This is a genomic window from Kitasatospora sp. NPDC088264, assembly GCF_040685715.1.
GTDB lineage: Bacteria > Actinomycetota > Actinomycetes > Streptomycetales > Streptomycetaceae > Kitasatospora.
Genome location: NZ_JBFBIR010000032.1, coordinates 66,760 through 91,303, shown reverse-complemented (window position 1 = coordinate 91,303; position 24,544 = coordinate 66,760). Strand labels below are relative to the sequence as shown.

Here is a 24,544-nt window from a genome sequence, read left to right as displayed (position 1 = left end):
CAAGACCGACCTCAAGGTGTCGATCACCGTCTCCCTGGGCGACAAGACCCGCGCCGAGACGATCCAGCAGTCGCTGGCCAAGGCCGGTGTTCAGGCCGACGACGTCGTGCGGCGGAGCGTCAGCCGACGTGGACGCGCGGGCGGCGGCTGCGGTCGGGTTCGGCCTCGCGCAGCACCTCGCGGGTGACCGGGGCCACCTCGCCCTGGCCGAACAGGAAGAACCGCAGGAACTGGGCGAAGGGGTTGCCCTCGGTCCACTCGAAGTAGAGGTGCGGCTGCTGCCCGGTGCGGTCCCGGATGGTGAGGGCCAGCGCGGCGATCGCGTTCGGGATGCTGGAGCTCTCCAGTGTCAGCACCCGGTAGCGGCCGTGCAGCACCTCGCCGCGCACGGTCAGCTCGGTCTCGAAGTCGGAGGCGTCCCGGACGGTCACCTCGACGAAGACCAGGTCGTCCTCACCGGGGATGTCGTTGTCGGCGCGGATCTGGCGGATCTTGTCGCGGTACTCGGCGACGTCGCGGCGGGTCGGCTCGTTGGCGATCAGCCGCAGCGGGCGGTGCGCGTAGTCCCTGACGAAACGTTCCGCCACGTCGTCCAGTAGCACGTCGGTGACGCGCAACTCGAAGGCGCGGCGCAGCCGGGAGAGCAGCGAGACCAGGATGATGCCGGCGATGAAGCAGGCGCCGATCTTCAGACCGTCCGGCCGCTCCAGGCAGTTCAGCACGGTGGTGTACAGGAAGATCGCCGCGATGATCGCGAAGGCGGTGGTCCAGCCCCGCTGCTTCGCCTTGTACGCGGCGATGGTGACGGCGATGGCCGCCGAACTGATCAGCACCAGCACACCGGTCGCGTACGCGCCGCCCTGGGCGTCCACGTCGGCGTCGAACAGCCAGGTGACCAGGAAGCCGATCAGGGTCAGCACGATCACCATCGGCCGCACCGCACGCGCCCAGTGCGGGGCCATGCCGTAGCGGGGCAGGTAGCGCGGCAGCAGGTTGAGCATGCCCGCCATGGCGGAGGCGCCGGCGAACCAGAGGATGGCGATGGTGGACAGGTCGTAGACGCTGCCGAAGGTGCCGCCCAGGTACTCGTGGGCCAGGTAGGCGAGGGCGCGGCCGTTCGCGTCGCCGCCGGGCTTGAACTGGTCGGCCGGGATCAGCAGGGTGGTGATGAAGCTGGTGGTGATCAGGAAGCAGCTCATGATCACGGCGGCCGTGGTGAGCAGCTTGCGGGTGCCGCGGATCCGGCCGGTGGGCTTCTCCTCGGTGTCGTCCGGGTCGCCCTCGATGTGCGGCATCACGGCGACGCCGGTCTCGAAGCCGGACAGGCCGAGCGCCAGCTTCGGGAAGACCACCAGCGCCACGCCCACCATGATCACCGGGTTGCCGTGCTGGGCGGTCAGCGCACTGGTCCAGTCCGTGACCACGTGCGGCGCCTCGATGATCTTCCAGATGCCGACGGCCACCACGACCACGTTCAGCGCCAGGTAGACCCCGACCAGGGCCACCGCCAGGCCGATCGCCTCGCTGAAGCCCTTCAGGAACACCGCGCCGAGCAGCGCGACCAGGATCAGCGTGATCAGCACCTGCTTGCCGCCGAGGACGCTGGTCAGGTGCGGGTTCTCCACCAGGTGCGCGCTCGCGTCGGCGGCCGACAGGGTGATCGTGATGAGGAAGTCCGTCGCCGCGAAACCGAGCAGCGCCAGGACGAACAGTTTGCCCTTCCAGAACGACAACAGCCGCTCCAGCATGGCGATCGAGCCCTCACCCCGCGGGCTCTCCTGCGCGACCCGCCGGTAGACCGGCAGCGCGCCCAGCAGGGTGACGACCACCAGCACGATCGTCGCGATCGGCGACAGCACGCCCGCCGCCAGGGCGGCGATGCCCGGCTGGTAGCCGAGCGTGGAGAAGTAGTCCAGGCCGGTCAGGCACATCACCCGCCACCAGCGCCGGCCCTTGTGCGCGCCGGAGTCCCCCGCCTGCGCGCCGCCCTGCGAACCGTCCTGACCGGCCTGCCCGGTGGCCGGCTTGTCCGCCGACACGCCCTCCAGCAGCCAGCCCCGCAACCGTATTCGCGCCGACGACGGTTCCGCCGTCGCCGCCTCCGTCGAACCCGACGAAACCACCTTGCACCTCTTGTTAAAGACCCCGTAAAAGCGCCGTCGGGCGACGGCAGTGCGACAGGCTATGCGACCGGCGTTAAGGACGCGTCATCGCCCCGCGTTAAGAAAGCGTCATTGCTCCGCAGGTCGCGGCGGGTGGTGCGGCCGGTGACAGTGCGCCCGCGACGGGGCTCCGACCGGCGGCACGCGGCGTCGGGGCAGGGCCGCTCCCCCGCCCCGACGCCGCGTGCCGCGAAGGTCAGGCCCGGTAACCGAGGACGGTCATCATGCCCGTCTCCGCGTGGTAGACGTTGTGGCAGTGCACCATCCACAGGCCCGGATTGTCGGCGTCGAAGTCGACGGCGAGCGTCGCGCCCGGCAGCACGATCGCGGTGTCCTTGCGGGGCCCGTCACCGGGCAGCGCGAAGGTATGGCCGTGCAGGTGGACGGGGTGCCACATGCTCGTGGTGTTGCGGAACTCCAGCCGCACCCGCTCCCCCGCCGCCACCGGGTAACGCTGCGCCGGGTCGTACCGGCGGCCGTTGAACGCCCAGTCGCCCTTCGCCATGCCGCCGGTGAGCTCCAGCCGCACCGTCCGGTCCGGCGCCCTGGCGGGCAGTCGCACGCTCGGGTCGGCCTTGAGCTGTGCCGCGCCGAGCAGCCTGCCGTCCAGCTCCGCCGGGCGCACCGAGGCGTCCGGCGCGGCGCCGCCGCCGGTGCGCAGCAGGGCGAGTGCGGCGGCGTTCTTGCCCTCGGCGAGCGCGGTCAGCGGGAAAACGCCGTCCTGGACGGTCACCAGCACGTCGTAGCGCTCGCCCATGCCGAGCAGCAGCGCCTGGGTGGTGGCCGGCTCGACCGGGAAGCCGTCGGTGTGGGTGACGGTCAACTCGTGGCCGCCCAGCGCGACCCGGTAGGCGGTGTCGCCGCCCGCGTTGATCAGCCGGATCCGGACCCGGTCGCCGGGCTTGGCGGTGAAGGTCTCGGGCGCGCCGGCGAGCCGGCCGTTGACCAGGTGGAACGGGTGGCCGACGTCGCCCGCGTCGCCGCCGAGCAGCGCGCTGCGGGCACCCATCAGCATCCGGGACGGGCCGGCGGCGGGCGAGGCGGTGCTCGGGGCGCCGGTTGGAGTGCCGCCCATGGCTGCCATGTCGTGGCCGCCCATCGCCGGGTGGTCCATCCCCGCGCGGTCCATCCCGCCCATGCCCCGGGCGAGTTCGGCGAGCACGGCGTCCGGGGTGCTGCCGTCGACCCCGTCCACCCAGTCGTCCAGGACGACGACCCACTCCTGGTCGTAGCGCAGCGGCTCCCTCGGGTCCTCGACGATCAGCGGCGCGTACAGGCCGCGGTCCTGCTGGACGCCGGAGTGCGGGTGGAACCAGTACGTCCCCGGGTGGGCGAGCGCGAAGCGGTACTCGAAGCCGGCGCCCGCCCGCACCGCGTCCTGGGTGAGCCCGGGTACGCCGTCCATGTCGTTGCGCAGCGCGAGGCCGTGCCAGTGCAACGAGGTGGGCTGCGGAAGGTGGTTGGCGAGACTGACGGCGAGCGTCTCGCCGACCGTGGCGCGCACCGCCCGGCCGGGCAGGCGGTCGCCGTACGCCCAGCTGCGGACGGTGCGTCCGCCCAGGTCGAGCGTCGTCTCGGTGGCGGTGAGCGCGACCTTCCGCTCCGGCCCAGGCCCGCGCCGCGCCTCGGCGGCGGCGACCTCGGGGCCGCCGGGGGCAACGAAGCCGCCCGGGGTGGTGGGGGCGGCGCCCCCATGGTCCATGCCCTTCATCGGATCGGCGGAACAGGCGGCGAGCAGACCGGTGCCGGCGGCGGCGAGCGCCGCGCCGAGCACGGTACGACGGGTGGGTGTGCGCATGACGGAGTGCACCTCGTGCGGTGGGTGTGGGTGAGCAGGACGTCGCGACGGCCGTCCCGCCCGCGCCGGAGCGCGGACCCGGGGCGGCCGGCGTACGCCTACTGACGCAGCACCGACAACCGGGCGAGGAGGATCCGCCCGCCTCCGGGCGGCGGCAACGCGCGAACGGCCCGCAGCAGCCGGGCCCTCACCTCGGCGGCGGCGTCACCGCCGTGCCGCAGCAGGGGGCCGGCGGCGAGGAGCAGCAACGTCCAGCCGGCGAGCACGGCCAGACACACCGTCATCGGATCCATGCCGTCGGCCGCCGCGGTGTGCACCGTCTCCCCGGCGCCCGCCGGGTGACCGGCGCTCACGGCGTGCCGCGTCGGCCCGTGGTCCGTCCCGTGCTCCACCCCGTGCCCGCCGGCGGCCGGATGGCCGAGCGTGTGCATCGTCACGATGCCGAGCAGGAGCGCCGCGAGGAGCAGCAGGCGCAGGGCCCGGGGGACGGTCGGACGCGGCTCCGCCATCGTCCACCTCCCGACCGACCTCGCCACCAGTTACCCCCGCAGGGTATCCCGAGCCGCGCCCACCGGCCGAGCCGGGGCTGGTCGCCCGGCCCATGCCCTCCCCACCGCCGGAAGATCGATCCGTTAGCATCCGTCAGCAGTTTGTCGACACGGACCCGGGCGGCGCGCCGGCCCGGGAGCTCATCAGCGGGGGAAAGACATGGCAGGTCCTGATCTGGCCTTGGAGTTCAAGGTCAACCCAGCCGAACTGGACGGCTGCGGACAGAGCGCTCAGCACATCGGCGGTCTCATACCGGGCGAGACCTCGAAGATCACCGATCCGTGCAACCAGGCCGCCGGGGGCCTGAAGGGCTGGCTCACCGCCGCCGCCATCCAGAACTGCGGCACGAACTGGAAGACGCTGCTGGACAAGCTCGGCGGCGACATGGGCGACGTCGGCACCAAGCTCGCCACGTCGGCCGCCTACTACCGCCAGGTCGAGAAGGACATCCACGGGAGCATGCGGAACCCGGCCGCACCGGTCCCCGACGAACCGGACCCCTTCAGCACGACCTTCGTCCCGGGCCCCGTGAAGCCCGCCGGCGCGAAGGCGGCCGAGTAGGCGATGGACATCAAGACCCTCCACGACGCCGACCTCATCAACCTCACCACCGCGAAGACCGCCTTCGACACCCTGGCCACCGCCTTCGGCCAGCACGTGGAGAACTGGCAGCACGAGGTCGTCGACCGGCTGAACCACTCGCAGTGGACCGGGAACGCCGCCGGTCACGCCCAGGCCCGGATCCAGCTCCTGGAGAACGAACTCCAGGCCGCCCAACAGGAGATCGGCCTCGTCAGCAGGGCCTTGCACGACGCGGCCGAGGGCTTCGCCGCCGCCCAGGCGCACCTGATCAACGCCCTCGACGACGCCAAGACCCACAAGCTGACCGTCGCCGCCGACGGCGGGATCACCTGGGACAACGACCCCGGATCCGCCACCTTCGCCGGCACCGACGCCGAGTCGCAGGCCCAGCAGATCAGCAGCCGGATCACGGCCGCGCTCACCGAAGCCGCCCACGCGGACCAGACGATCAGCGCCCGGCTCGCCCACCTGGCCGGCAACGCGAGCGACGGCACCGGGCTCGACGCCGCCACGGCGAAGACCGACCTGGCCGCCGCGAACGCGCTCGAACAGGTCCCCGCCGCCGGCACCGACCCGAACAGCGTCAAGGGCTGGTGGAACGGCCTGACCGACGAGCAGCAGCACCGGATGATCCTCAACCACCCCGATCAGGTCGGCGCCCTCGACGGCGTCCCCGCACTCGCCCGGGACCAGGCCAACCGGATCAACCTCCAGCGCGGCAAACAGGACCTCCAACACCAGCTCGACAGCCTCGGCCCGGAGCCGAAGCACTACCTGTCCGTCGCCGAGACCAACGGCGGGCCCGTCCAGAACCCCGACTACACGGAGTGGAAGCAGAAGCGCGACGACCTCGAAGACAAGCTGAAGGGCGTGACGGCCATCGAGAACCGGCTGAACACCCCGGTCAACGCCGAACACCCGCCCACCTTCCTGCTGGGCTTCGACACCAACGGCAAGGGCCACGCGATCATCGCGGCCAACAACCCCGACACCGCCGACAACGTCTCCACGTACGTACCCGGCACCGGCGCCCGGCTCGGCAGCATCGGCAGTGACATCAACCGCTCCGATCTGATGGTCCAGTCGGCCAACACCGCCGACAAGAACTCGAAGACCACCTCGTCGATCACCTGGGTCGGCTACGACGCGCCGCAGACGATCATCCCCGAGGCCGCGGACGACAAGTACGCGAAGAACGCGGAGGACAAGCTGCACACCTTCGAGACGGGACTCCACGCCACGCACGAGGGGAAGCTGTCGAACAACACCATCCTCGCCCACAGCTACGGCACCACGACCGTGGGCTACGCCATGCGCGACAAGGGCCTTCCCGTCGACAACGTCGTCCTCATCGCCAGCCCCGGCTGCGGCGTCGAAAACGCCAAGGACCTGAACATCGACCCGTCCCGCGTGTACGTGGCGCAGAGCCCGGCCGACGCGATCGGCTGGGCCGCCGCCACCGACCCCGGCGGGATGACGGACAACATCGTCGACAACGTCGCCGGCTCGTGGGGCCTGGGCGACGGTGACCACCACCTGATCCACGGCCGACAGACCACCGTCCCCCAGTTCGGCGCGCAGATCCTGCCCACCGACCCCAAGGCGGGGCACTCGGACTACTGGAACGAGAATTCGCCCACCCTGACCTCCATGGGGGAGATCATCGCCGGAAAGCGGGCCTCATGAGCACCACCGAGCACACCCCGCTGATCAAACGGGTCACCGCCACCGCCGTACTGGCGGTCGCCGTACTGGCCCTGAACGCCTGCGGCGTGCAGACCTTGAACGAGCGGTCGAAGTCCACGATCACACTCGACCAGGCCAAGAAGCAGATCGACACCTATCTCGCCGACACCCTGGCCAAGCTGCCGGTCAAGCCGACGGCGAGCTCGGGCGATTTCTTCGACATGGAATGCGACGCCAACGACATCGGCCCGCACGGCAGGAAGCAGACCCATCGGGGATACGACTTCGAGGATCTCCCCCTGTCCGGCAGGACGGAGGTCGCGGACGCCTTCCGCGTCTACCTGACGGGACAAGGCTTTCAGCCGGTCGAGGACCCGCCCGGCTTCCATCCCGGCTGGGTGAAGCTGAAGAACCCCAAGGACAACTTCCTCGCCGTCCTGGACGGCGCCACGGACTCGAGCCGCCTTCTCAAGCTGACCGTCAGCTCCCCCTGCGTCTGGCCCGACGGCACCCCGCCGGCCTGATCCGAGCCGCCACACCGGGGCCGCACCCTCCGGAGGGTGCGGCCCCGGCACGTCCGCCCGCGCCGACCCCGGAACAAACCCCGAGGAACGTCCCCTAAGGGCGTAGACGCGCCCGGGGGCGGGCATGGCTGGATCGTGGAACCCCGAGCAGCAGCCGTGAGAAGGTGTCGGCCATGAAGGTGATCGAGTTCGTCCTCAATGTCATTTGGCTGATCTTCTGCGGTATCTGGATGGCTATTGCCTATACCGTCGCCGGAATCATCTGCTGCGTGCTGATCGTGACCATCCCGTTCGGCGTCGCGTCCTTCCGGATCGCCGGGTTCATCCTCTGGCCGTTCGGGCGGACGACCGTGGAGAAGCCGGGTGCCGGGGCGGCGTCCTGCGTCGGGAACGTCATCTGGCTGATCTTCGCGGGCTGGTGGCTGGCGATCGCGCACCTGGTGACCAGCATCCCGCTGTTCCTGTCGATCATCGGCATCCCGTTCGGCTGGGCGAACCTCAAGATGATCCCGATCTCCCTCATGCCGCTCGGCCGCGAGGTCGTCCCCACCGACCAGGCCTGGGGCGCCCGGTAACCGCAGGAGAAGCAGCCGCAGGACGAACGGCCCCGGGCCGGCGGAAGAACCGCCGGCCCGGGGCCGTTCGGCGTGTGCGGGCGGGCTCGGACCGGGCGGCGGTGGGGCGGCGGCCCGTCGACCGGTTGCGGGTCGGGTCAGAGGCCGAGCAGGCGCACGGCCTCCGCGCGCATCTCGACCTTGCGGACCTTCCCGGTGACGGTCATCGGGAACTCCTCGACCACGTGCACGTACCGCGGGATCTTGACGTGGGCGAGCCGGCCGGCGCAGTAGGTGCGGACGGTGTCGGCGGTGAGCGGCTCGGCGCCAGCGCGCATGCGGATCCACGCCATCAGCTCCTCGCCGTACCGGGCGTCGGGCACGCCGACGACCTGGACATCGAGGACGTCGGGGTGGGTGTACAGGAACTCCTCGATCTCGCGCGGGTACAGGTTCTCGCCGCCGCGGATCACCATGTCCTTGATCCGGCCGGTGATGGCGAGGTAGCCGTCCTGGTCCATGACGGCGAGGTCGCCGGTGTGCATCCAGCGGGCGGCGTCGACGGCCTCGGCGGTGCGCCCGGGCTCGCCCCAGTAGCCGAGCATGACGGAGTAGCCGCGGGTGCAGAGTTCACCGGGCTCGCCACGCGGGACGGTCCGGCCGGTGGCCGGGTCGACGACCTTGACCTCCAGGTGCGGGCCGACCCGGCCGACGGTGGAGACCCGGCGGTCGACCGTGTCGTCGGCGCGGGTCTGGGTGGAGACGGGCGAGGTCTCGGTCATGCCGTAGCAGATGGCGACCTCGGCCATGCCCATCCGGCCGATGACGTCCTTCATCACCTCGGCCGGGCAGGGGGAGCCCGCCATGATGCCGGTGCGCAGGCTGGTGAGGTCGTGGCGCGCGAAGTCCGGGTCGGCGAGTTCGGCGATGAACATGGTGGGCACCCCGTACAGCGAGGTGCAGCGCTCGGCGGCGACGGCGGCCAGGGTGGCGCCCGGGTCGAAGGAGGGTGCGGGGATCACCGTGCAGGCGCCGTGGGAGATGGCCGCGAGGTTCGCCATCACCATGCCGAAGCAGTGGTAGAACGGCACCGGGACGCAGATCCGGTCCTGCTCGGTGTAGTTGAGCAGTTCGCCGACGAAGTAGCCGTTGTTGAGGATGTTGTGGTGCGACAGGGTCGCGCCCTTGGGGGAGCCGGTGGTCCCGGAGGTGTACTGGATGTTGATCGGGTCGTCCGGCGCCAACTCCCGCTGCCGCTGCGCGAGAAGGCCGGGGTCGGCGCGGCGCCCGGCGGCGAGCAGGGCGTCCCAGTCGGGGCCGCCGATCAGCACCCTGCGCTCCAACTCGGGGCACCGGGGCCGCACTTCCTCGATCATTCCGGCGTAGTCGGAGGTCTTGAAACGCTCGGCCGCGACCAGCAGGCGGATCCCGGCCTGGTTCAGCACGTACGCCAACTCGTGCGAGCGGTAGGCCGGGTTGATGGTGACCAGGATCGCGCCGAGCTTGGCGGTGGCGTACTGGGTGAGCGTCCACTCGGCGCAGTTGGGCGCCCAGATGCCGACCCGGTCGCCCTTGGCGATGCCGAGGTCGAGTAGGCCCAGGGCCAACGCGTCGACGTCGGCGGCGAGTTCGGCGTACGTCCAGCGGCGGGCGGTGGCCCGGTCGATCAGGGCGTCCCGTTCGGGGAAGGCGCGCACCGCGCGGTCGAGGTTCTCCCCGATGGTGTCGCCGAGCAGCGGCACGTCCGAGGTGCCGGAGGCGTAGCTGCGCGGGGTCGGCGTGGTCGGCACGTTCTGGCTCCTGGGTGGGCGCGTGCGGGTCGGACCCCATGGTCTCCACCGCGTGCCCCGCGCCGCCACCCCCGAACGGGGGTGCGGACACGATGCTGGGGCCGTCCGTCGGGTGCGACGGACGGCCCCAGCAGTCGGGTCAGGCGTTGACGCAGGTGTTGCCGAAGGCCGGGTTGAGGATGCTGATGATGCCGATCGAGTTGCCGCAGACGTTGGCCTCGAGGTTGATCGGGATCTGGATCTGGTTGCCGGAGAGCACACCGGGGGAACCGAACGCGACACCGTTCGCGGTGGCGTCGCCCGCGGCGGCGGTGCCGGCACCGGCCAGGACGGCCACGGCGGCGAGTGCGGTGGCGGCGAGGGTGGTACGAATACGCATTGCGTCACTCCTTGTGAGGGCAGCGAACATCCATGTGACGAACACACTCGCACCGATCGAACTCGATGGCAGGCCGGGAACGGCCGAATTGGTCACTCAGAGGGCGTGTCGTCCTCCCGCTCCCCCGGCTCCGGCCCCGCGGACCCGGACGCGCTCACCCATTCCAGCAGGTCCCGGGCCGGTTCGAGCCCCGGTTCGGCCGCCACCGCGCGGTGCAGCAGTCCGAGCGCGAACGCCCCGTCGCCGGCCGCCAGCGCCGCCAGCGCCCGGTTGTAGTCGATCCGAGCGGCGTAACGCAGCCGGAACAGCACGCCGAGATCCTCCCGGCAGGACGGACAGCGCAGGCCCTGCGGGTCCGCCGGGACGGCGCACTGCGGGCAGAGCACCTCGATCGGCGGAACGTCGGCAGCCCGCCCGCCGATCGGGTGCACGTCGGCCGGGGACAGCTCGGACCGGTACACCTCGGACGGAGGTACCTCGGACGGAGTCACGTTGGAGTTCATCGCGGACCGGCCTCCTCCGGGCGGACCGGGCCGAGCGACTCCGCGAGCGGCTCGCTGCCCAGCTCCCGCTGCGCCTGCGCGTACAGCGCCAGCAGCGCCGAGCTGTGCTGGTTGGCGGCCTCCATGTTGGCCGACTCCACCGCCTCGTCCAGCCCGCGCAGCTCGGCCATGATCCGCTGGGCCAGCGCCGGCGAGACCATGTTCTGGTTGACGTAGACGTTGCACATGGTGAGCATCCGGAAGGTGTGCCCGAGCGAGTCGCACAGCTCGTCGGCCCGCTGGGCGGCGCGCATGGCGCCCTCCCAGTCGGCCGCCTCGCGGCGCAGCCGCAGGTCGGCGGCCACCGACCGCAGCCGGTCGAGGTCGCTCGGGTCGAGGTGCTTCTCGCAGTAGTAGATGAACAGGCTGAGGTACGCCTCCGAGCCGCGCACCCAGCGCTGGGCCTTCAGCTGGCGCTGGGCCCGCTCCAGCGCCTCGTCCACCGACTGGCCGCGGGTCTGGCCGGCGGCCAGGTCGTCCAGGCTGTCCATGAGGCGCTGCGCCTCGCGCATCTCGGCCTCGGTGAGCTCGCCGCCCCAGCGGTCGGTGAAGGTCTCGATCTGCCGCTGCTGCTCCTCGACCTGGACCTTGAGCTCGGGGTCCAGGGTGACGCGCTCCAGCTTGACGGTCTTCTCGCCGCCGCCCTGGATCCGCACCGACAGGGTGATGGTGCGGTCCCGGTCGAGACCGAAGGACACCTCCACCGGGGTGCGGCCGCCGAGCCCGGCGGGCAGCCGCAGGGTCAGGTGGCCGATCAGCTCGTTCTGCTGGGCGATCTCGTGCTCGCCCTCGTAGACCGCGATCTCCAGCCGCTGGCGGCCGCTGCCGGAGACCACGAACTCGCGGCTGACCGGCGAACTGGTCGGGTAGCTGGTGTTCTTGGGGATGATGACGGCCAGTCGGCCGTCGTTGAGCTCGATGCCGAGGTTCTTCGGGGTGATGTCGAACGGGTTGGTGACCTGCATCAGCTCGCCGCAGCCCTGGCAGGCCTCGCTGCCGGGCGGGTTGACCACGCCGCAGGCCGCGCAGCGCAGGCCGACGTCCTCGGCGGCGGTCGAGCCGACCCTGGTCTGACCGGGTGCGGCGGAGTTGAGTGCCTCGCCGCACAGTTCGCAGGCGGTGACGCCGGGGGCGGCGGGTGTGCCGCAGCGCGGGCAGTTGTCGCTGCGCACGGCGGTGGCCGCCTGGGACTGCGCCGGGATGGCCGCGCCGGCGGCCGAACCTCCCAGCTCCTGGCCGCACTTGGGGCAGGCTCCGGCCTCGGCGTCGACCGGGAGGTGGCAGCCGGTGCAGGAGACCCGGGGCCCGCCGAGCAGCGTGGTGGCGCAGTTGGCGCAGTTGGAGGCGGAGAGGTCGCCGGGGGCCCGGCACTCGGGGCACTCCACCTCGCCGACCAGCGCGGACTGCACGGCCGCGCCGAGCGCCACGCACTGCATCGGGTTGACGCCGCGCCGGATCCGGCGCGGCCCGAAGACCTCGCCGAGCCGCCGGGCCACCAGCGGGATCGCGGTGGAGCCGCCGACCAGCACCACCTCGTCGATGTCCCCGACGGTGAGGTTGGCCTGCATGATGGCCTTGTGGGTCAGCTCGATGGTGCGTTCGATCTGGGCCTCGATCAGCTCCTCGAAGCGGGCCCGTTCGAACTCCGTCTCCAGCACCAGCTGGCCGGCGCCGAGGCCGGGCAGGATCACCTCGGAGGCCTCCTGGTGGGAGAGCTCGATCTTGATGGTCTCGGCCGTGGAGGCGATCTTGGGGCGGTCCCGCAGGTCGGGCTGGTAGTCCGCGCCGTACTCCTCGCGGATGTCCTCCAGCAGTGCGGTGGTGATGGCCCGGTCGAAGTCGTCGCCGCCGAGCAGGTTGTCGCCCTCGATGCCGAGCACCGAGACCGAGCCGGGGACCAGCAGCAGGATGGAGATGTCGAAGGTGCCGCCGCCGAGGTCGTAGACCAGGACGGTCCGGCCCTCGTCGCCGGCCTCGGAGGTGATCCCGTAGGCGAGCGCGGCGGCGGTCGGCTCGTTGATGATCCGCAGCACGTGCAGGCCGGCCATCCGGCCCGCCTCCTGGGTGGCGGCGACCTGCCGTTCGCCGAAGTACGCGGGGACGGTGATGACGGCCCGGTGGAAGGGCTCGCCGAAGCGCTGCTCGGCGTCCTCCTTGAGGCGGTGCAGGATGATCGCGGAGATCTCGATCGGGGTGTAGGAGCGGCCGTTGAACCAGACGTTGACGTCGCCGTCGGTGCCTGCCGTGACCTTGTAGTCGACCTCCTTGAGGGCGGCCTGGACCTGCGGGTCCTTGAACTTGCGGCCCATGAAGCGCTTGACCGAGCGGATCACGTTGGCGCCGTCGATGGCGACCCGGCTGCGCGCCGTGGAGCCGACCAGCAGTTCGCCCTTGCGGCCGCTGCCGACCACGGAGGGCGTGGCCTCCTGGTTCTGCCGGTTGAAGATGATCTCCGGCTCGCCCCGGCGCAGGTGGGCCACCACCGAGTTGGTGGTGCCCAGGTCGATGCCGAGTGTGCGGTACATGTCGTTCCCCTCTTGCCCCTCGTGGTCCTGGCTACTTCTTCCGCTTGCGCCGGCCGCCCGCGGCCGTTCCCTTCCGGCGGGCCCGGGGCGGGGCCGCCGTGGCCCGGGCGGCGGGGTTCACCGGCGCGACGGCGGGTTCGGTGCCGCCGTCCTCCAGCTCGGTGTCCGCACCCTCGGCTTCCGTGGGCCCGGGGTCCGCAGGTTCGGGATCCGCCGGTGCGGGATCCTCGGTGGGCCCGGCCTCCTCGGCCTCGGCCTGCTCCGGTGCGGGCTCCAGGGCCCGCTCGACGTCCTCCGCGAGGACCGGCTCCCCCACCGGGGCGGGCTCGGGCACCGCGGCGACGACGACCTGGGCGCGGCGCAGCACCTCCTCCTCCCAGAAGAACCCGGTGACCACCGTCCGGACGACCGTCTCCGGCGCCACTCCGGGACGCGGCTCGGTGCCGACGATCTCGGTCAGCGCCGGGTCCGCCGCCAGCCCCTCCAGCCGCATCGGGCGCACCCCGGCCTTGGCGAGGCGGCCGAGCAGCCGCCGGCGGGTGGCCTCGATCCCGGTGCCGCGCCCGAGCAGCACCAGCTCCCGGTCCAGGCCGAGCGCGGCGAGGGCGTCGTCCACCTCGACCAGGATGCCCAGCAGGTCCCGCTGGGTGGCTCGGGCGGTCTGCGCCTCCTCGGCCCGCAGGCGCTGCAGGAGGGAGGCCCGGTACAGCAGTTGGCTGAACGCCTGGTCGAGGTCGACCTCCAGGGCGCGCTGCGGGACGTCCAGCGGCCGGTGGCCGGCGGGCGCGGGAGCGGTCGGCGTGTCGGTCATTCGGGTACCTCGATCTGCGGCAGCACGGACAGGTCGGCCGCGTAGCGGGCGGGGACGGGCGGTTCGGGGTCGGCGCCGCCGGGGGCGGGTTCGGCGAAGTCGGCCGCCGCCTCGGCCCGGTGCAGCACCAGGAGGGCGGCGGCGGGCGGCAGCGGCGGGCGTTCGACGACCAGCAGCGGTTCGGCGAGGGCGGGCGCCAACAGTTCGGCGGCCTGGTCGACCGGCTCCGGCGGCAGGGGCCGCTGGAGGTCCAGCTCCAGCCGCCGGTCGGGGTTGCGCAGCAGGGCGGCGGCGTCCTGGATCTGCTGGCGGCTGTAGCGGCCGGCCTTCATCGCCGGGCCGACGGCGAGGTTGATCTCGCGCACGCCGGCCGTGAGCGCAACGCCCAGGACCTCGTACGGCGACGGTTCGTGCAGTGGCATGGCGGGCGGCTTCTCTCCTCACGGCTGACGGGGGCTCAGGGGTCGGTTGTGGCTCAGGGATTGGCTGCGACTGCGGATCAGGAACGGGTGCATGGGCTACGACGACGACGGCGGCGCCGCGGTTGCCGTCAGCGCAGCGCGCCGATCCTCCGTTGCAGGGCGCGCAGGTCGCGGTCGTCCGGGTTGTACTCGACGGCCTTGCCGATCAGCGAGCGGGCCTCCCGGAACTGGCGCAGGTTGGCCCGGCTGACGGCGTAGGAGCTGTAGACGACGCTGAGTTCGACGTGCAGCTTGGCGACGTCCTCCGGGGTGCGGGAGAGCGCGAGCGCCTCCTCCAGCAGCCGGATCGCGTCGCGGTAGCGGTGGGCCTCGTAGTGGCCGATGGCCTCGCCGCGCCAGACGCTGACCATCAGGCGGCGGATCTCGTCCGAGTCGTCGTAGGACCGGGCCTTCTGGAGCATGGCGGCCTGGGTGGTGAACGGGCTGCCCTGGAGGTTGTCCAGCATGTGGTTGGCCAGCATCACGGCGACCCGGCGCGGGGCCTCCTCCTCGGTGTCGCCGTCCCATTCCGGGTCGGCGCGCAGGGCTTGCGCCATCCGGTCGACGGCGAGGGCGCGGTGGTCCGCGAAGGCGGCGATGCGGGAGAGGTGGCGCAGCACGAAGGCGAGGCCGAGCCGGTGGTCCGGGTCGGGGTTGAGCGCGATCAGCTCCCGCCACGCGTCGGCGGCCTCCTCCAGTTCCGCTTCGGGGGCGTCGGGGCGGCTGAGCTGGCCGGCCCGGTTGCCGAGGGCGGCCTCCAGGAAGTGGACGGCGGTCGGGTCGCCGGGGGCGAGTTCCATGCTCTTGCGCAGCAGGACCAGGGCGCGGGGGTAGTCCTTGTCCTCGTTGTTGATCTTGCGGGCCCACTGCGCGTAGGTGGCGCCGAGGTCGCCGCGCACCTCGGGGTGGTCGGGGGCCAGCGCGAGGGCCTTCTCCAGGAGTTCGGTGGCGCCCGCCTGGTCGTCGTCGCTGCTCTTGAGCAGGGCGCGGGCGGCCCGGACGCCGGACTCGGCGGCGATCGCGGGCGCGTCGGCGGGCAGGACGGCGCCGGGCACGGCCCGGGCGCGGGTGAGGCAGTCCAGGGCCTCGCGCCAGTCCTGGTTGCGGTGGTGCTCGCGGGCCTCGCTGACCAGGCTCTCGCCGAGCAGGTCCCGCCAGCCCGTTCCGCGTTCGGCCTCGGGCACCGCGTCCAGGGCGCCGACGGCGGCGGCCTGGCGGCCCTGGAGGAGCAGGTAGCGCTGCGGGCCGAGGTCGCCGAACAGGCCGAGGGCCCTGGTCAGCGGGTGCCCGTCGGGGTTTTCCGGCTGCCGCCAGGCCCGTACGGCCTCGTCGAACCCGGCTGCCCAGGCTGCGAGTTCGGGCTCCTGGCGGAGCAGCCGGTCGAGCGCGGGGCCGAGGGCGAGGCGCCGGGCGGGGCGGCCGGGCAGGGCGATCCGGACGCCCTCCTGGGCGAAGGCTTCGGCGCTGTGCGCCTCCATGCCGAGGCGCAGGGTCCAGGCGGTGACCTCGTCGCCGGTGCGGCCGGCGGCCCGGTCCAGGGCGCGCAGGTCCTCGCGGAGGCGGTCGGTGAGCGCGCCGCGGGCGGTGGACATCCGCTGCGGTTCGGCCGGGCGGCCGGTGATCCGGGCGGACTCCGCCCACAGGTCGGGCTGGTGCAGGGCGGCGACCAGGCAGCCGAGCGTCCAGGTCCAGATCCGCTCGTCCGGCCCGGCGCCGTCCGGGCTCTCCGGGGCTTCCGGGCCAGCCTGGAGGGAGACCGCGAGCCGGTAGCCGGCCAGGCCGAGCGCGTGCAGCAGCCGGGGGTGGGCCGGGTCCTTGAGCAGCAGGGCGTGGTAGCCGTCCCAGGCCTCGCGGTGGCGGCCCTCGACGGCGTGCTGGTGGGCCTCGTGCTCGGCGAGCAGGACGAGCGCGGCGGCGGCCTGCGGCCGGCCCGGGGCGAGGGTGAGGGCCTGGCGCAGGTCGCCGGCCGCGCGTCCGGGCTCCCCGGCGTCGAGGGCGGCGCCGGCCCGGCGGATCAGGACGGCCCCGCGCGCGGCGGCCGCGTCCGCCGGCAGGTCGGCCAACGCCTCGTCCAGTCGGCCGAGTTCGGCCCGCAGCAGGGCGAGGTCCAGCCGTGCGGGCGCGGCGGCGGGGCTGTCGCCGAGGGCCTGCGCCCAGGCGGCGAGGACGGGTTCGGCCTGCTCGGGCACCCCGGCCCGGCGGGCGCAGTCCAGGACGGCGCGCAGTGCGGGGCCGACGCAGCGCACGCAACGCGGCGAGGCGTCGTCGGCGGGGCGGTGCAGGTGGGCGGCGCAGACCTCCCGGCCGCAGCCGGCGCAGGTGCCGGTGGCGGGGACGGGGCAGGTGCCGGTGGCGGTGGCGGTGGCGGGGGCGGGGCAGATGGCGCAGTCGGCCGTCGCGGGCGGGGGCTGCGGCGGTTCGGGGGCCTGGCCGGCGGTCAGGAAGTGGCGGTACCAGTCCAGTGCGGCGGCCCAGTTGCCGGCCCGTTCGGCGAGCAGCGCCCGCAGCCGGGCGAGGGCCGGGTCACCGGCCGGGTCGGGGGCGAGCGGGGCGAGCAGGGCGATGGTCTGGACCGGACGGCCGGTCAGCAGGGCGGCGGCGGCCAGGTGGTAGCGGTCGCGCGGCCCGGTGGCGGCGTCGAGCAGGGTGCCCAGCGGTTCGGTGGAGCCCCCGGCCAGGGCGAGGGCGGCGCGCAGCCGGGCCTGCCGGTGGGTGACGGAGCCGGGCAGGGTGTCGGCGAGGGCGAGGGCGGCGGCGGCCCGCTCGCGGGGTTCGGGCCGGTCGCGGCCGGTGATCAGCAGGTGCGCGGCCTCGCGCAGGGCGGCCTCGCGCAGCGCGGCCCGGTAGCCGGGGGCGGCCGGGTGGTCGGCGGCGGCCTGCTGCCAGAGCTCCCGGGCGGCCACCGGGTCGTCGGCCAGCCGGGTGCGGGCGAGCCGGTCGCGGGCCAGGGCCTGCCGTTCGCGCAGGTCCTCGTCGTGCAGCGGCTCCCAGCGGGCGAGGGCGCCGGCCGGGTCGTCGGTGCGGGCAAGGGCGAGACCGTGGTGGAAGGCGGCGATCCGGGCCCAGCGGGAGTCCGGTTCGACGTCCGCCTCGGCGCCGAGGACGGGCGCGGCCTCGGCGGCCTGCCCGGCGGCGAGCAGGGCCGCGCCGAGCCGGACCCGGGCGGGGCGCCAGTCGGGGGCGAGGCCGAGGCCGGTGCGGTAGTCGGCGGCCGCCTCGGCGGGGCGCGCGGCCCGCTCGTGCACCAGGGCGAGGCCGAACCGGGCCGGGGCGAAAGAGGGTTGGACGGTCAGGGCGGCGGTGAACTGGTCCCGGGCCTGGTCGTCGGCGCCGAGCAGCAGGGCGAGCCTGCCGAGGGCGTAGCGGGGGCGGGCGTCGCCGGGGGTCTCGGTGGCGGCGGCCGCGAGGTCGGACCAGGCTGCGTCGGTGGCGCCGAGCCGCTGCCGGGCCAGGCCCCGGAAGAGCAGGCTCTCGGTGCGCAGCGCCGGGCCGCGCCCCCACGGGGAGGGCTCGCCGGGGCCCCGGCGCAGCGCCTCGTCGAAGGCGGCGACGGCGGGTTCGTCCTGGTACAGGGTGAACAGCTGGGCGCCCCAGCGGAACCAGAGTTCGCCGCTGCCGCCGGGGGCGGCCGCGGCGAGCAGGGTCTCGGCCTCGGCGGCGCGGTCGGTGCCGCGCAGCAGGGCGGCCCGGGCCAGGACCGGCCAGTCCCGGCCGGGCAGTGCGGCCAGCGACCGGGTGGTGGCGCTCTCGCGCTGCTCGGGGGAGCCCTCGTGGCAGAGCCGTTGGAGCCAGTCCGTGGCGCGGGCGGCGGCTGCGGCCTCCTCACCGGGTTCGGCGCCGTCGGCGGTGGCCTGGAGGAAGGCGAGCAGCGGCCCGAGGTCGCCCTCGGGGGCGGATATCCGCTCCTCGGCGAGGCGGTGCAGGCTCCACCGGGGCAGTTGCCGGGCCGGGTCGGCGAGCAGCGGGAAGGCCTCACGGTGCAGGGCGAGGGTGGCCTGCTGGTCGCCGGTGGGGACGGTGGCCTCGGCCTGGCCGAGCAGGGCGAGGCCGCGTTGCGGGCGCAGTTCCTCGGGGCCGGCGGCGAGCCGTTGGGCGAGGCGCGCGTAGCGGCGACGGGCCTGCGGGGCCTTGCCGGCGGCGAGCCGTTCGGCGGCCGCGGCCAGGGCCTTGGCCACGGCCTGGGCGTCCAGGCTCCGTCGGCGGCGGGCCAGTACGACGGCTGCCGCACCGGCCAGTGCCACCACGATCAGCAGCACCGCGAGCTGCACCATGCACCGTCCCCCTGCGTCTGGAAATACGCCACTCGATGATCAACACGCGGTGTGTGATCATGACTTGACGCTGATTCGATGTTGCTCGGGCGCCCATCAGAATAGGCCCTCCACCGGACAGACGAACAGAATTGAGCACTATCCTGGGCGACGCAGCGGAAGCGGTGCGAGAACCACCGCGCGGGAACCGGCCCGAGGCCGGGTCAGGGCGAACAGGCCAACAGGGTCCAGTCGGGGGATGCGTGTCCGAGTCGCGTTGGGTGCCCGGGCTCCGGTTCGGGCCGGAGTTCGACCCCGAGCAGTACGAGCTCCTGGAATTCCACCACCGGGGCGGCGAGGCCGAGGTGTGGCGGGCGGTGCGGACCGGCCACAGCGGGCTCAAGGAACTCGTCGCCGCGAAGATCATGCTGGAGCGCGACCCCTCCGAGGTGCGGCGCTGGCTCGGCCGCTGGGACGACGTCTCGCACAACGCCCACCGCCTGGACGTGACCGACCTGGTGGTGCCCAGCTTCCTGCTCGGCCCCTCCCCGCACCGGCCCGGCGCCGCGCCCTCCGCCGGGCTGCTCGGCTACCAGATCTCCCCCTGGGTCGAGGGCGTGCCGCTGCACACCTGGGCCCGCACCCAGCGCGGCGGCCCGGCGGCGGTGGCCGAGGTGCTGGCCCGGCTCTGCCGGATCGTCGACGAACTGCACCGCAAACGCTGGGTGCACCGCGACATCTCCCCCGCCAACGTCCTGGTGGACGCCCAGAACCAGGTCAAACTGATCGACCTGACCTTCCTGGCCCCGCTCGACCACACCCTCACCGTCGCGGTGTTCACCCCCGGGCACGTCCCGCCGGAGGCCGAGCAGGTCGGCGGCTTCCCCACCACCGCCAAGGACCTGTTCGCGGTCGGCACCCTCGCCCGCACCCTGCTGCTGCCCGACCACGGCCGGCTCGACCACCGGCTCGCCGCCGAACAGGCCCGCGCCGAACTCCTGGCCGCCGGCTACGGCGAGGACCTGGCGCGCTGGGCCTGCGAACCGCTCGCCCGCGAACCGGACCGCCGCCCCTCCCCGCTCGGCCCCTGGGTGGGCCGCGGCCGCGAACTCCTGCGCTCCCGCCGGCCGGTGGCGCGCACCGCGGGCCTGGCCGTCCTGCCCGACCGGGCCGGCCGGCCGCTGCTGGTCACCGGCGGCGCCGACGGCACCGCACTGGCCGGCCCCGGACACCACGGGCAGCGCCTGCCGGCCGGCCAGGGGCCCGGCCCGGTCAGGGAGTTGCTGGCCGGCTGGGCCGGCGGCCAGGGCGAACTGGTGGTCTGCGCCGAGGACCGCGGCGGGACGCTCTGGGTCGGCACCTCGGCCGGCTGGTGGGAGGCCGCGCGCGGCGTCAGCGGACTCGCCGGGGCGGTCAACTCCGCCGGGGAGATGACGGTCTGGACGGCGGCCGGCGGCGCCCTGCGCTCCTACCGCTGGGCGCCCGGCCTCACCCTCACCGGCCAGGAGCTGCCCGGCTGCCCGGCCGACCGGGTGCTCGCCGCCCTGGAGGAGCGGGCCGGATCCTGGCTGGTCCTGGTCGAGCACCGGGAGCGGGTGCTGAGCTGGCGACCGGGCTCGGCCCAGGGCCCCGCCCCGCTGGGGCAGCCCGGCGCCCTGCGCGCCGGGGCGCTGGCCCGCACCTCCGCCGGCCCGCAGGCCGCGACGCTGCGCCCGGACGGCTCCGTCCAGCTGCACACCCTCGGCACGGCCGGCCCGGCCCCCGAGATCGGCGACGGCGAGCCCTCCCTCGGCGTCGCGATGGCCGGCCACCGGGGCGGCCCGACGGTGGCGCTGGCCGGCGCGGGCGGCGTCCGGCTGCGGCTGCCGGCCGGCGGCGCCTCCCGGCGTCCGCGCTGGTGGCGGCCGACGCTGCGCCCGGCCACCCGGGTCGCGCTCGCGATGGGCGAGGACTGGCGGCTGTGCCTGGCCGCGGTGGTGGAGGGCGAGTTGCAGTGCTGGCAGGAGGACGCGGCGTACCGGTGGCAGGCGGTGGCGCTGCCCGAGCAGGGCTGAGCGGGGCTGAGCGGGGCTTCGCGGGGCTGAGCGGAGTGTCCGGCGACAGGCCGGGGTCCGGGATGCGCCGGGGCCCCGGAACCTGGTGCGGTTCCGGGGCGCCGGCGGCTCGGGCGGGTCCAGCAGGGTGGGCGGTTCGGCGTTCGGACGGTCGGCGTTCGGACGGTCGGCGTTCGGACGGTCGGCGTTCGAACGGGCTCAGCGGAAGCGGCGCAGCCGCAGGCTGTTGCCGACCACGAAGACCGAGGAGAAGGCCATCGCGGCCCCCGCGATCATCGGGTTGAGCATCCCGGCCGCGGCCAGCGGCAGGGCGGCGACGTTGTAGCCGAAGGCCCAGAACAGGTTGCTCTTGATGGTGGCCAGGGTCTTGCGGGAGAGCCGGATGGCGTCGGCTGCCGCCAGCAGGTCGCCGCGGACCAGGGTGAGGTCGCCAGCCTCGATCGCGGCGTCGGTGCCGGTGCCCATGGCCAGGCCCAGGTCGGCCTGGGCGAGGGCGGCCGCGTCGTTGACGCCGTCGCCGACCATCGCCACGACCCTGCCCTCGGCCTGGAGCCGCTTGACGGTCTCCACCTTGTCCTGCGGCATGACCTCGGCGATGACGTGCTCCGGGGCGATGCCGACCTCGGCCGCGACGGCCTCGGCGACCGCCCGGTTGTCGCCGGTCAGCAGCACCGGACGCAGGCCCAGCGCGCGCAGCCGGGCGATCGCCTCGGCGCTGGTCGGCTTGACCGCGTCCGCGACCTCCAGGACGGCCCGGGCCTCGCCGTCCCAGCCCACCGCGATCGCGGTCCGCCCGGCCGCCTCGGCGGCGCGCTTGGCCGCGGCCAGGCCCTCCGGCAGGTACTGCGACCAGTCGTTCAGCAGCGCCTCCCGGCCGGCGACCACCGCGTGGCCGTCGACCACGCCCTGGACGCCCAGGCCCGGTACGTTCTCGAAGCCCTCGACCGCGGGCAGCTCACCGGCCTCGGCGGCGGCGGTGGCGATCGCCCGGGCGATCGGGTGCTCGGAGGCGTGCTCCAGGGCGCCGGCCAGGCGCAGCGCCTCGGCCTCGCCGACGCCCTCGGCGGTGTGCACGGCGAGCAGGGTCATCCGGCCGGTGGTGACGGTGCCGGTCTTGTCCAGGACGATGGTGTCGACCTTGCGGGTGGACTCCAGCACCTCCGGGCCCTTGATCAGGACGCCCAGCTGGGCGCCGCGGCCGGTGCCGACCAGCAGCGCGGTCGGGGTGGCCAGGCCCAGGGCGCACGGGCAGGCGATGATCAGCACCGCGACCGCTGCCGTGAAGGCGGCGGTCCAGCCCTCGCCGGTGCCCAGCCAGTAGCCGAGGGTGGCCACCGCCAGGACGATCACGATCGGGACGAAGACGGCGGAGATCCGGTCGGCGAGGCGCTGGGCGGCGGCCTTGCCGTTCTGCGCGTCCTCGACCAGCCGGGCCATCCGGGACAGCTGGGTGTCCGCGCCGATCCGGGTGGCCTCGACGACCAGTCGGCCGCCGGCGTTGACGGTGGCGCCGGTGACCTGGTCGCCGACGGAGACCTCGACCGGTACGGACTCGCCGGTGAGCATCGAGGCGTCCACCGCCGAGGCCCCCTCGGCCACCACGCCGTCGGTGGCGATCTTCTCGCCCGGTCGCACCACGAACCGGTCGCCCACGGCCAGACCGCCGACCGGGATCCGGACCTCGGCCCCGCCGCGCAGCACGGTGACGTCCTTGGCCCCCAGTTCCAGCAGCGCCCGGAGCGCGGCGCCCGCAGTGCGCTTGGAGCGGGCCTCGAAGTAGCGGCCGGCCAGGATGAAGGCGGTGACGCCGGCCGCCGCCTCCAGGTAGATGTTCGACGGGCCGTCGCTGCGGGCGATGGTCAGCTCGAAGCCGTGCCGCATGCCCGGCATTCCGGCGTCGCCGAGGAACAGCGCCCACAGGGACCAGAGGAACGCGGCGCCGGTGCCGAGCGAGACCAGGGTGTCCATGGTCGCGGCGCCGTGCTTGAGGTTGGTCCAGGCGGCGCGGTGGAACGGCCAGGCGGCGTAGGTGACCACCGGAGCGGCCAGCACCAGCGACAGCCACTGCCAGTTGTCGAACTGCAGGGCCGGCACCATCGCCATCGCGATCACCGGTACCGCGAGCGCCACCGCCGTGACCAGCCGCTGGCGCAGCGGGGCGAGTTCGTCGGCCGACTCGGCCTGCCCGGCCGGGCCTTCGGCGGCCGGCGGCTTCGGCAGCGCGGCGCTGTAGCCGGTGGCCTCGACGGTGGCGATCAGGTCGGCGACGTCGACGCCCGCGGGGAAGGCGACCTTCGCCTTCTCGGTGGCGTAGTTGACGCTCGCCGAGACGCCGTCCATGCGGTTCAGCTTCTTCTCGATCCGGGCCGCGCACGAGGCGCAGGTCATGCCGCCGATCTCGAGTTCCACCTCCGTGGAGGCGGGTGCCTGGGTGGTCATCGTTGCTCCTCGTGACAGTCGTCGTTCCGGGAACGCGCTGAGCGTCTCCGGCCCGGCCTTCATACCCTAGGGGGGTATCGGTCGGCGTCGGGTTCCTTTATACCCCCCAGGGGTACCCGAGGCAAGCATGGACCGATACCCCCGGCTGGTATTTTCCGGTCCGGCGATCCGCCCGGCCCGAAACCCCCGGGAGGTGCCCGCTGCCGGGCGTCAGCGCTGGTCGTGCCGGTGCCCGTCCCCGGCCGCGGGCTCGCCGCCCATCATCCGGAGCATGGCGCGGCCGCCGGTGCGCAGGAAGCGGGCGAGCAGGGCGGCGGCGAGGAGCAGGAAGGCGATGTTCAGCCAGGTGGTGTAGTTCCACTCGATGCCCGCCATCGGGATCTCGGCCTCGCGCCGGTCGGGGACCAGGCCGAGCGCGCCGAAGAGGAACTCGACGGTGTAGCCGGCCACCACCATGGCCGCGTAGAAGGTGCCGAGCAGGAACAGGGCCGTCCGGCGCCCGTAGTACTTCCGGTAGATGTTGAGGATCGGCAGGATCAGCAGGTCCGCGAAGATGAACGCGACGACCCCGCCGAAGCTGATCCCGCCCTTCCACAGCACCACCGCGAGCGGCACGTTGCCGATCGAGCAGACGAAGGACGCCATCGCCACCACCGGACCGACCAGCGGACCCCACAGCCGGCCGACGAGCGGGTGGTCGGCGAAGAAGAAGGCCTGCCAGAAGGAGTCCGGCACCCAGGCGGCGATGGCACCGGCGATGAGCAGCCCGAGGACGAGGTCCTTGAGGATGGCCGCCCACTCCATCACGAACACGTGCGACACGGCCGTGACGCCCCGCCGGGACAGCAGCCGCCGGGCGAAGGAGCCCTCCCCGGCGACGGACATGTCCATCGCCGCGTGGCCCTCCATCGAGCCGGCCAGGCCGCGCTCCGCCTGGGCGCGGGCCTCGCGCAGCAGCCGGTCACGCAGCAGCAGCCGGAAGAGCAGGGCGAGGACGAGGATCATCACCGGCCCGCCGACGAACTCGGCCGCCGTGAACTGCCAGCCGAGCAACAGGGCCAGGATGACGCCGAGTTCGACGACCAGATTGGTCGAGGCGATCTCGAAGGCCATCGCGGCGGTGAAGTCCGCGCCCTTGCGGAACAGCGAGCGGGCGAGGGCCACGGCCGCGTACGAGCAGGAGGAGGAGGCCGCGCCGAGGAGCGCGGCGACGCCGAGGGTGCGGGGGCGGTCGTCGCCGAGCAGCCGGACGACGGTGGACTTGCGGACGACGGCCTGGACGACGGCGGAGAGCAGGAAGCCGAGGATCAGCGCCCAGGTGATCTCCCAGGTCATCGATCCGGCGATGGACAGCGCGTGCAGGATCGCGTGCATGGTGGGTCCGCCTTCCCTGGTGCCCCGGGTTCGCCAGCGCCGAGCACCATATACCCGTACCGGG

17 protein-coding genes are annotated in these 24,544 nt (G+C 73.7%); 5 read left to right on the top strand and 12 right to left on the bottom strand.

The window, feature by feature from the left end; genetic code table 11:
• Nucleotides 1–119: 119 nt before the first annotated feature.
• The 3 genes from AB0O82_RS23860 to AB0O82_RS23850 form a co-directional block, all read right to left on the bottom strand.
• Nucleotides 120–2,123, bottom strand: coding sequence for an amino acid transporter (locus AB0O82_RS23860; RefSeq protein WP_363585964.1), 2,004 nt, complete (start codon nucleotides 2,121–2,123; stop codon nucleotides 120–122).
• A gap of 235 nt (nucleotides 2,124–2,358) precedes the next feature.
• Nucleotides 2,359–3,960 carry a multicopper oxidase family protein gene (locus tag AB0O82_RS23855; RefSeq protein ID WP_363585963.1) on the bottom strand — a complete coding sequence of 534 codons (1,602 nt, stop codon included), beginning with the start codon at nucleotides 3,958–3,960 and terminating at the stop codon, nucleotides 2,359–2,361.
• A gap of 98 nt (nucleotides 3,961–4,058) precedes the next feature.
• The gene (locus AB0O82_RS23850; protein ID WP_363585962.1) at nucleotides 4,059–4,469 is read right to left on the bottom strand and encodes a DUF6153 family protein; all 411 of its coding nucleotides are present in this window, start codon (nucleotides 4,467–4,469) and stop codon (nucleotides 4,059–4,061) included.
• 199 nt (nucleotides 4,470–4,668) lie between these two features.
• Between AB0O82_RS23850 and AB0O82_RS23845 the strand changes: the two genes are divergently transcribed.
• The 4 genes from AB0O82_RS23845 to AB0O82_RS23830 all read left to right on the top strand — a co-directional run bounded on the left by AB0O82_RS23845 (nucleotide 4,669) and on the right by AB0O82_RS23830 (nucleotide 7,876).
• On the top strand, nucleotides 4,669–5,070 hold the full coding sequence (locus tag AB0O82_RS23845; protein WP_363585961.1) for a hypothetical protein: 402 nt from the start codon (nucleotides 4,669–4,671) through the stop codon (nucleotides 5,068–5,070).
• A 3-nt stretch (nucleotides 5,071–5,073) separates the two neighbouring features.
• A complete protein-coding gene (locus tag AB0O82_RS23840; RefSeq protein ID WP_363585960.1) occupies nucleotides 5,074–6,777 on the top strand; it encodes an alpha/beta hydrolase in 1,704 nt (567 codons plus the stop codon).
• Nucleotides 6,774–7,301, top strand: a complete 528-nt coding sequence (locus AB0O82_RS23835) for a hypothetical protein (RefSeq protein WP_363585959.1) — start codon at nucleotides 6,774–6,776, stop codon at nucleotides 7,299–7,301. Before AB0O82_RS23840 ends, AB0O82_RS23835 begins: the two co-directional genes overlap by 4 nt.
• A gap of 173 nt (nucleotides 7,302–7,474) precedes the next feature.
• A complete protein-coding gene (locus AB0O82_RS23830) occupies nucleotides 7,475–7,876 on the top strand; it encodes a YccF domain-containing protein (protein ID WP_063346584.1) in 402 nt (133 codons plus the stop codon).
• Nucleotides 7,877–8,013: 137 nt separating this feature from the next.
• Here the strand turns inward: AB0O82_RS23830 and AB0O82_RS23825 are convergent, their stop codons facing one another.
• From AB0O82_RS23825 to AB0O82_RS23795, 7 genes are all read right to left on the bottom strand, one after another.
• A complete protein-coding gene (locus AB0O82_RS23825; RefSeq protein ID WP_363585958.1) occupies nucleotides 8,014–9,645 on the bottom strand; it encodes an AMP-binding protein in 1,632 nt (543 codons plus the stop codon).
• Between the two features lie 139 nt (nucleotides 9,646–9,784).
• On the bottom strand, nucleotides 9,785–10,024 hold the full coding sequence (locus AB0O82_RS23820) for a chaplin (protein ID WP_363585957.1): 240 nt from the start codon (nucleotides 10,022–10,024) through the stop codon (nucleotides 9,785–9,787).
• 92 nt (nucleotides 10,025–10,116) lie between these two features.
• Nucleotides 10,117–10,527, bottom strand: coding sequence for a hypothetical protein (locus tag AB0O82_RS23815; protein WP_363585956.1), 411 nt, complete (start codon nucleotides 10,525–10,527; stop codon nucleotides 10,117–10,119).
• Nucleotides 10,524–13,091, bottom strand: a complete 2,568-nt coding sequence (locus tag AB0O82_RS23810) for an Hsp70 family protein (protein WP_363585955.1) — start codon at nucleotides 13,089–13,091, stop codon at nucleotides 10,524–10,526. The genes AB0O82_RS23815 and AB0O82_RS23810 overlap by 4 nt, the downstream gene beginning before the upstream one ends.
• A 31-nt stretch (nucleotides 13,092–13,122) precedes the next feature.
• The gene (gene grpE, locus AB0O82_RS23805; protein ID WP_363585954.1) at nucleotides 13,123–13,902 is read right to left on the bottom strand and encodes a nucleotide exchange factor GrpE; all 780 of its coding nucleotides are present in this window, start codon (nucleotides 13,900–13,902) and stop codon (nucleotides 13,123–13,125) included.
• Nucleotides 13,899–14,324: a hypothetical protein gene (locus AB0O82_RS23800; protein ID WP_350883251.1), complete on the bottom strand. Its 426-nt coding sequence runs from the start codon at nucleotides 14,322–14,324 to the stop codon at nucleotides 13,899–13,901. Before AB0O82_RS23800 ends, grpE begins: the two co-directional genes overlap by 4 nt.
• Nucleotides 14,325–14,452: 128 nt before the next feature.
• A complete protein-coding gene (locus AB0O82_RS23795) occupies nucleotides 14,453–18,634 on the bottom strand; it encodes a hypothetical protein (RefSeq protein WP_363585953.1) in 4,182 nt (1,393 codons plus the stop codon).
• A 242-nt stretch (nucleotides 18,635–18,876) separates the two neighbouring features.
• Between AB0O82_RS23795 and AB0O82_RS23790 the strand changes: the two genes are divergently transcribed.
• Nucleotides 18,877–20,667, top strand: coding sequence for a protein kinase (locus tag AB0O82_RS23790; protein ID WP_363585952.1), 1,791 nt, complete (start codon nucleotides 18,877–18,879; stop codon nucleotides 20,665–20,667).
• 198 nt (nucleotides 20,668–20,865) lie between these two features.
• On the opposite strand, the gene AB0O82_RS23785 is transcribed toward AB0O82_RS23790, so the two are convergent.
• Nucleotides 20,866–23,106 carry a heavy metal translocating P-type ATPase gene (locus AB0O82_RS23785; RefSeq protein ID WP_363585951.1) on the bottom strand — a complete coding sequence of 747 codons (2,241 nt, stop codon included), beginning with the start codon at nucleotides 23,104–23,106 and terminating at the stop codon, nucleotides 20,866–20,868.
• A gap of 210 nt (nucleotides 23,107–23,316) precedes the next feature.
• Nucleotides 23,317–24,480 (bottom strand): permease, encoded by a 1,164-nt coding sequence (locus tag AB0O82_RS23780; protein ID WP_363585950.1) that lies wholly within the window; start codon nucleotides 24,478–24,480, stop codon nucleotides 23,317–23,319.
• Nucleotides 24,481–24,544: the final 64 nt, after the last annotated feature.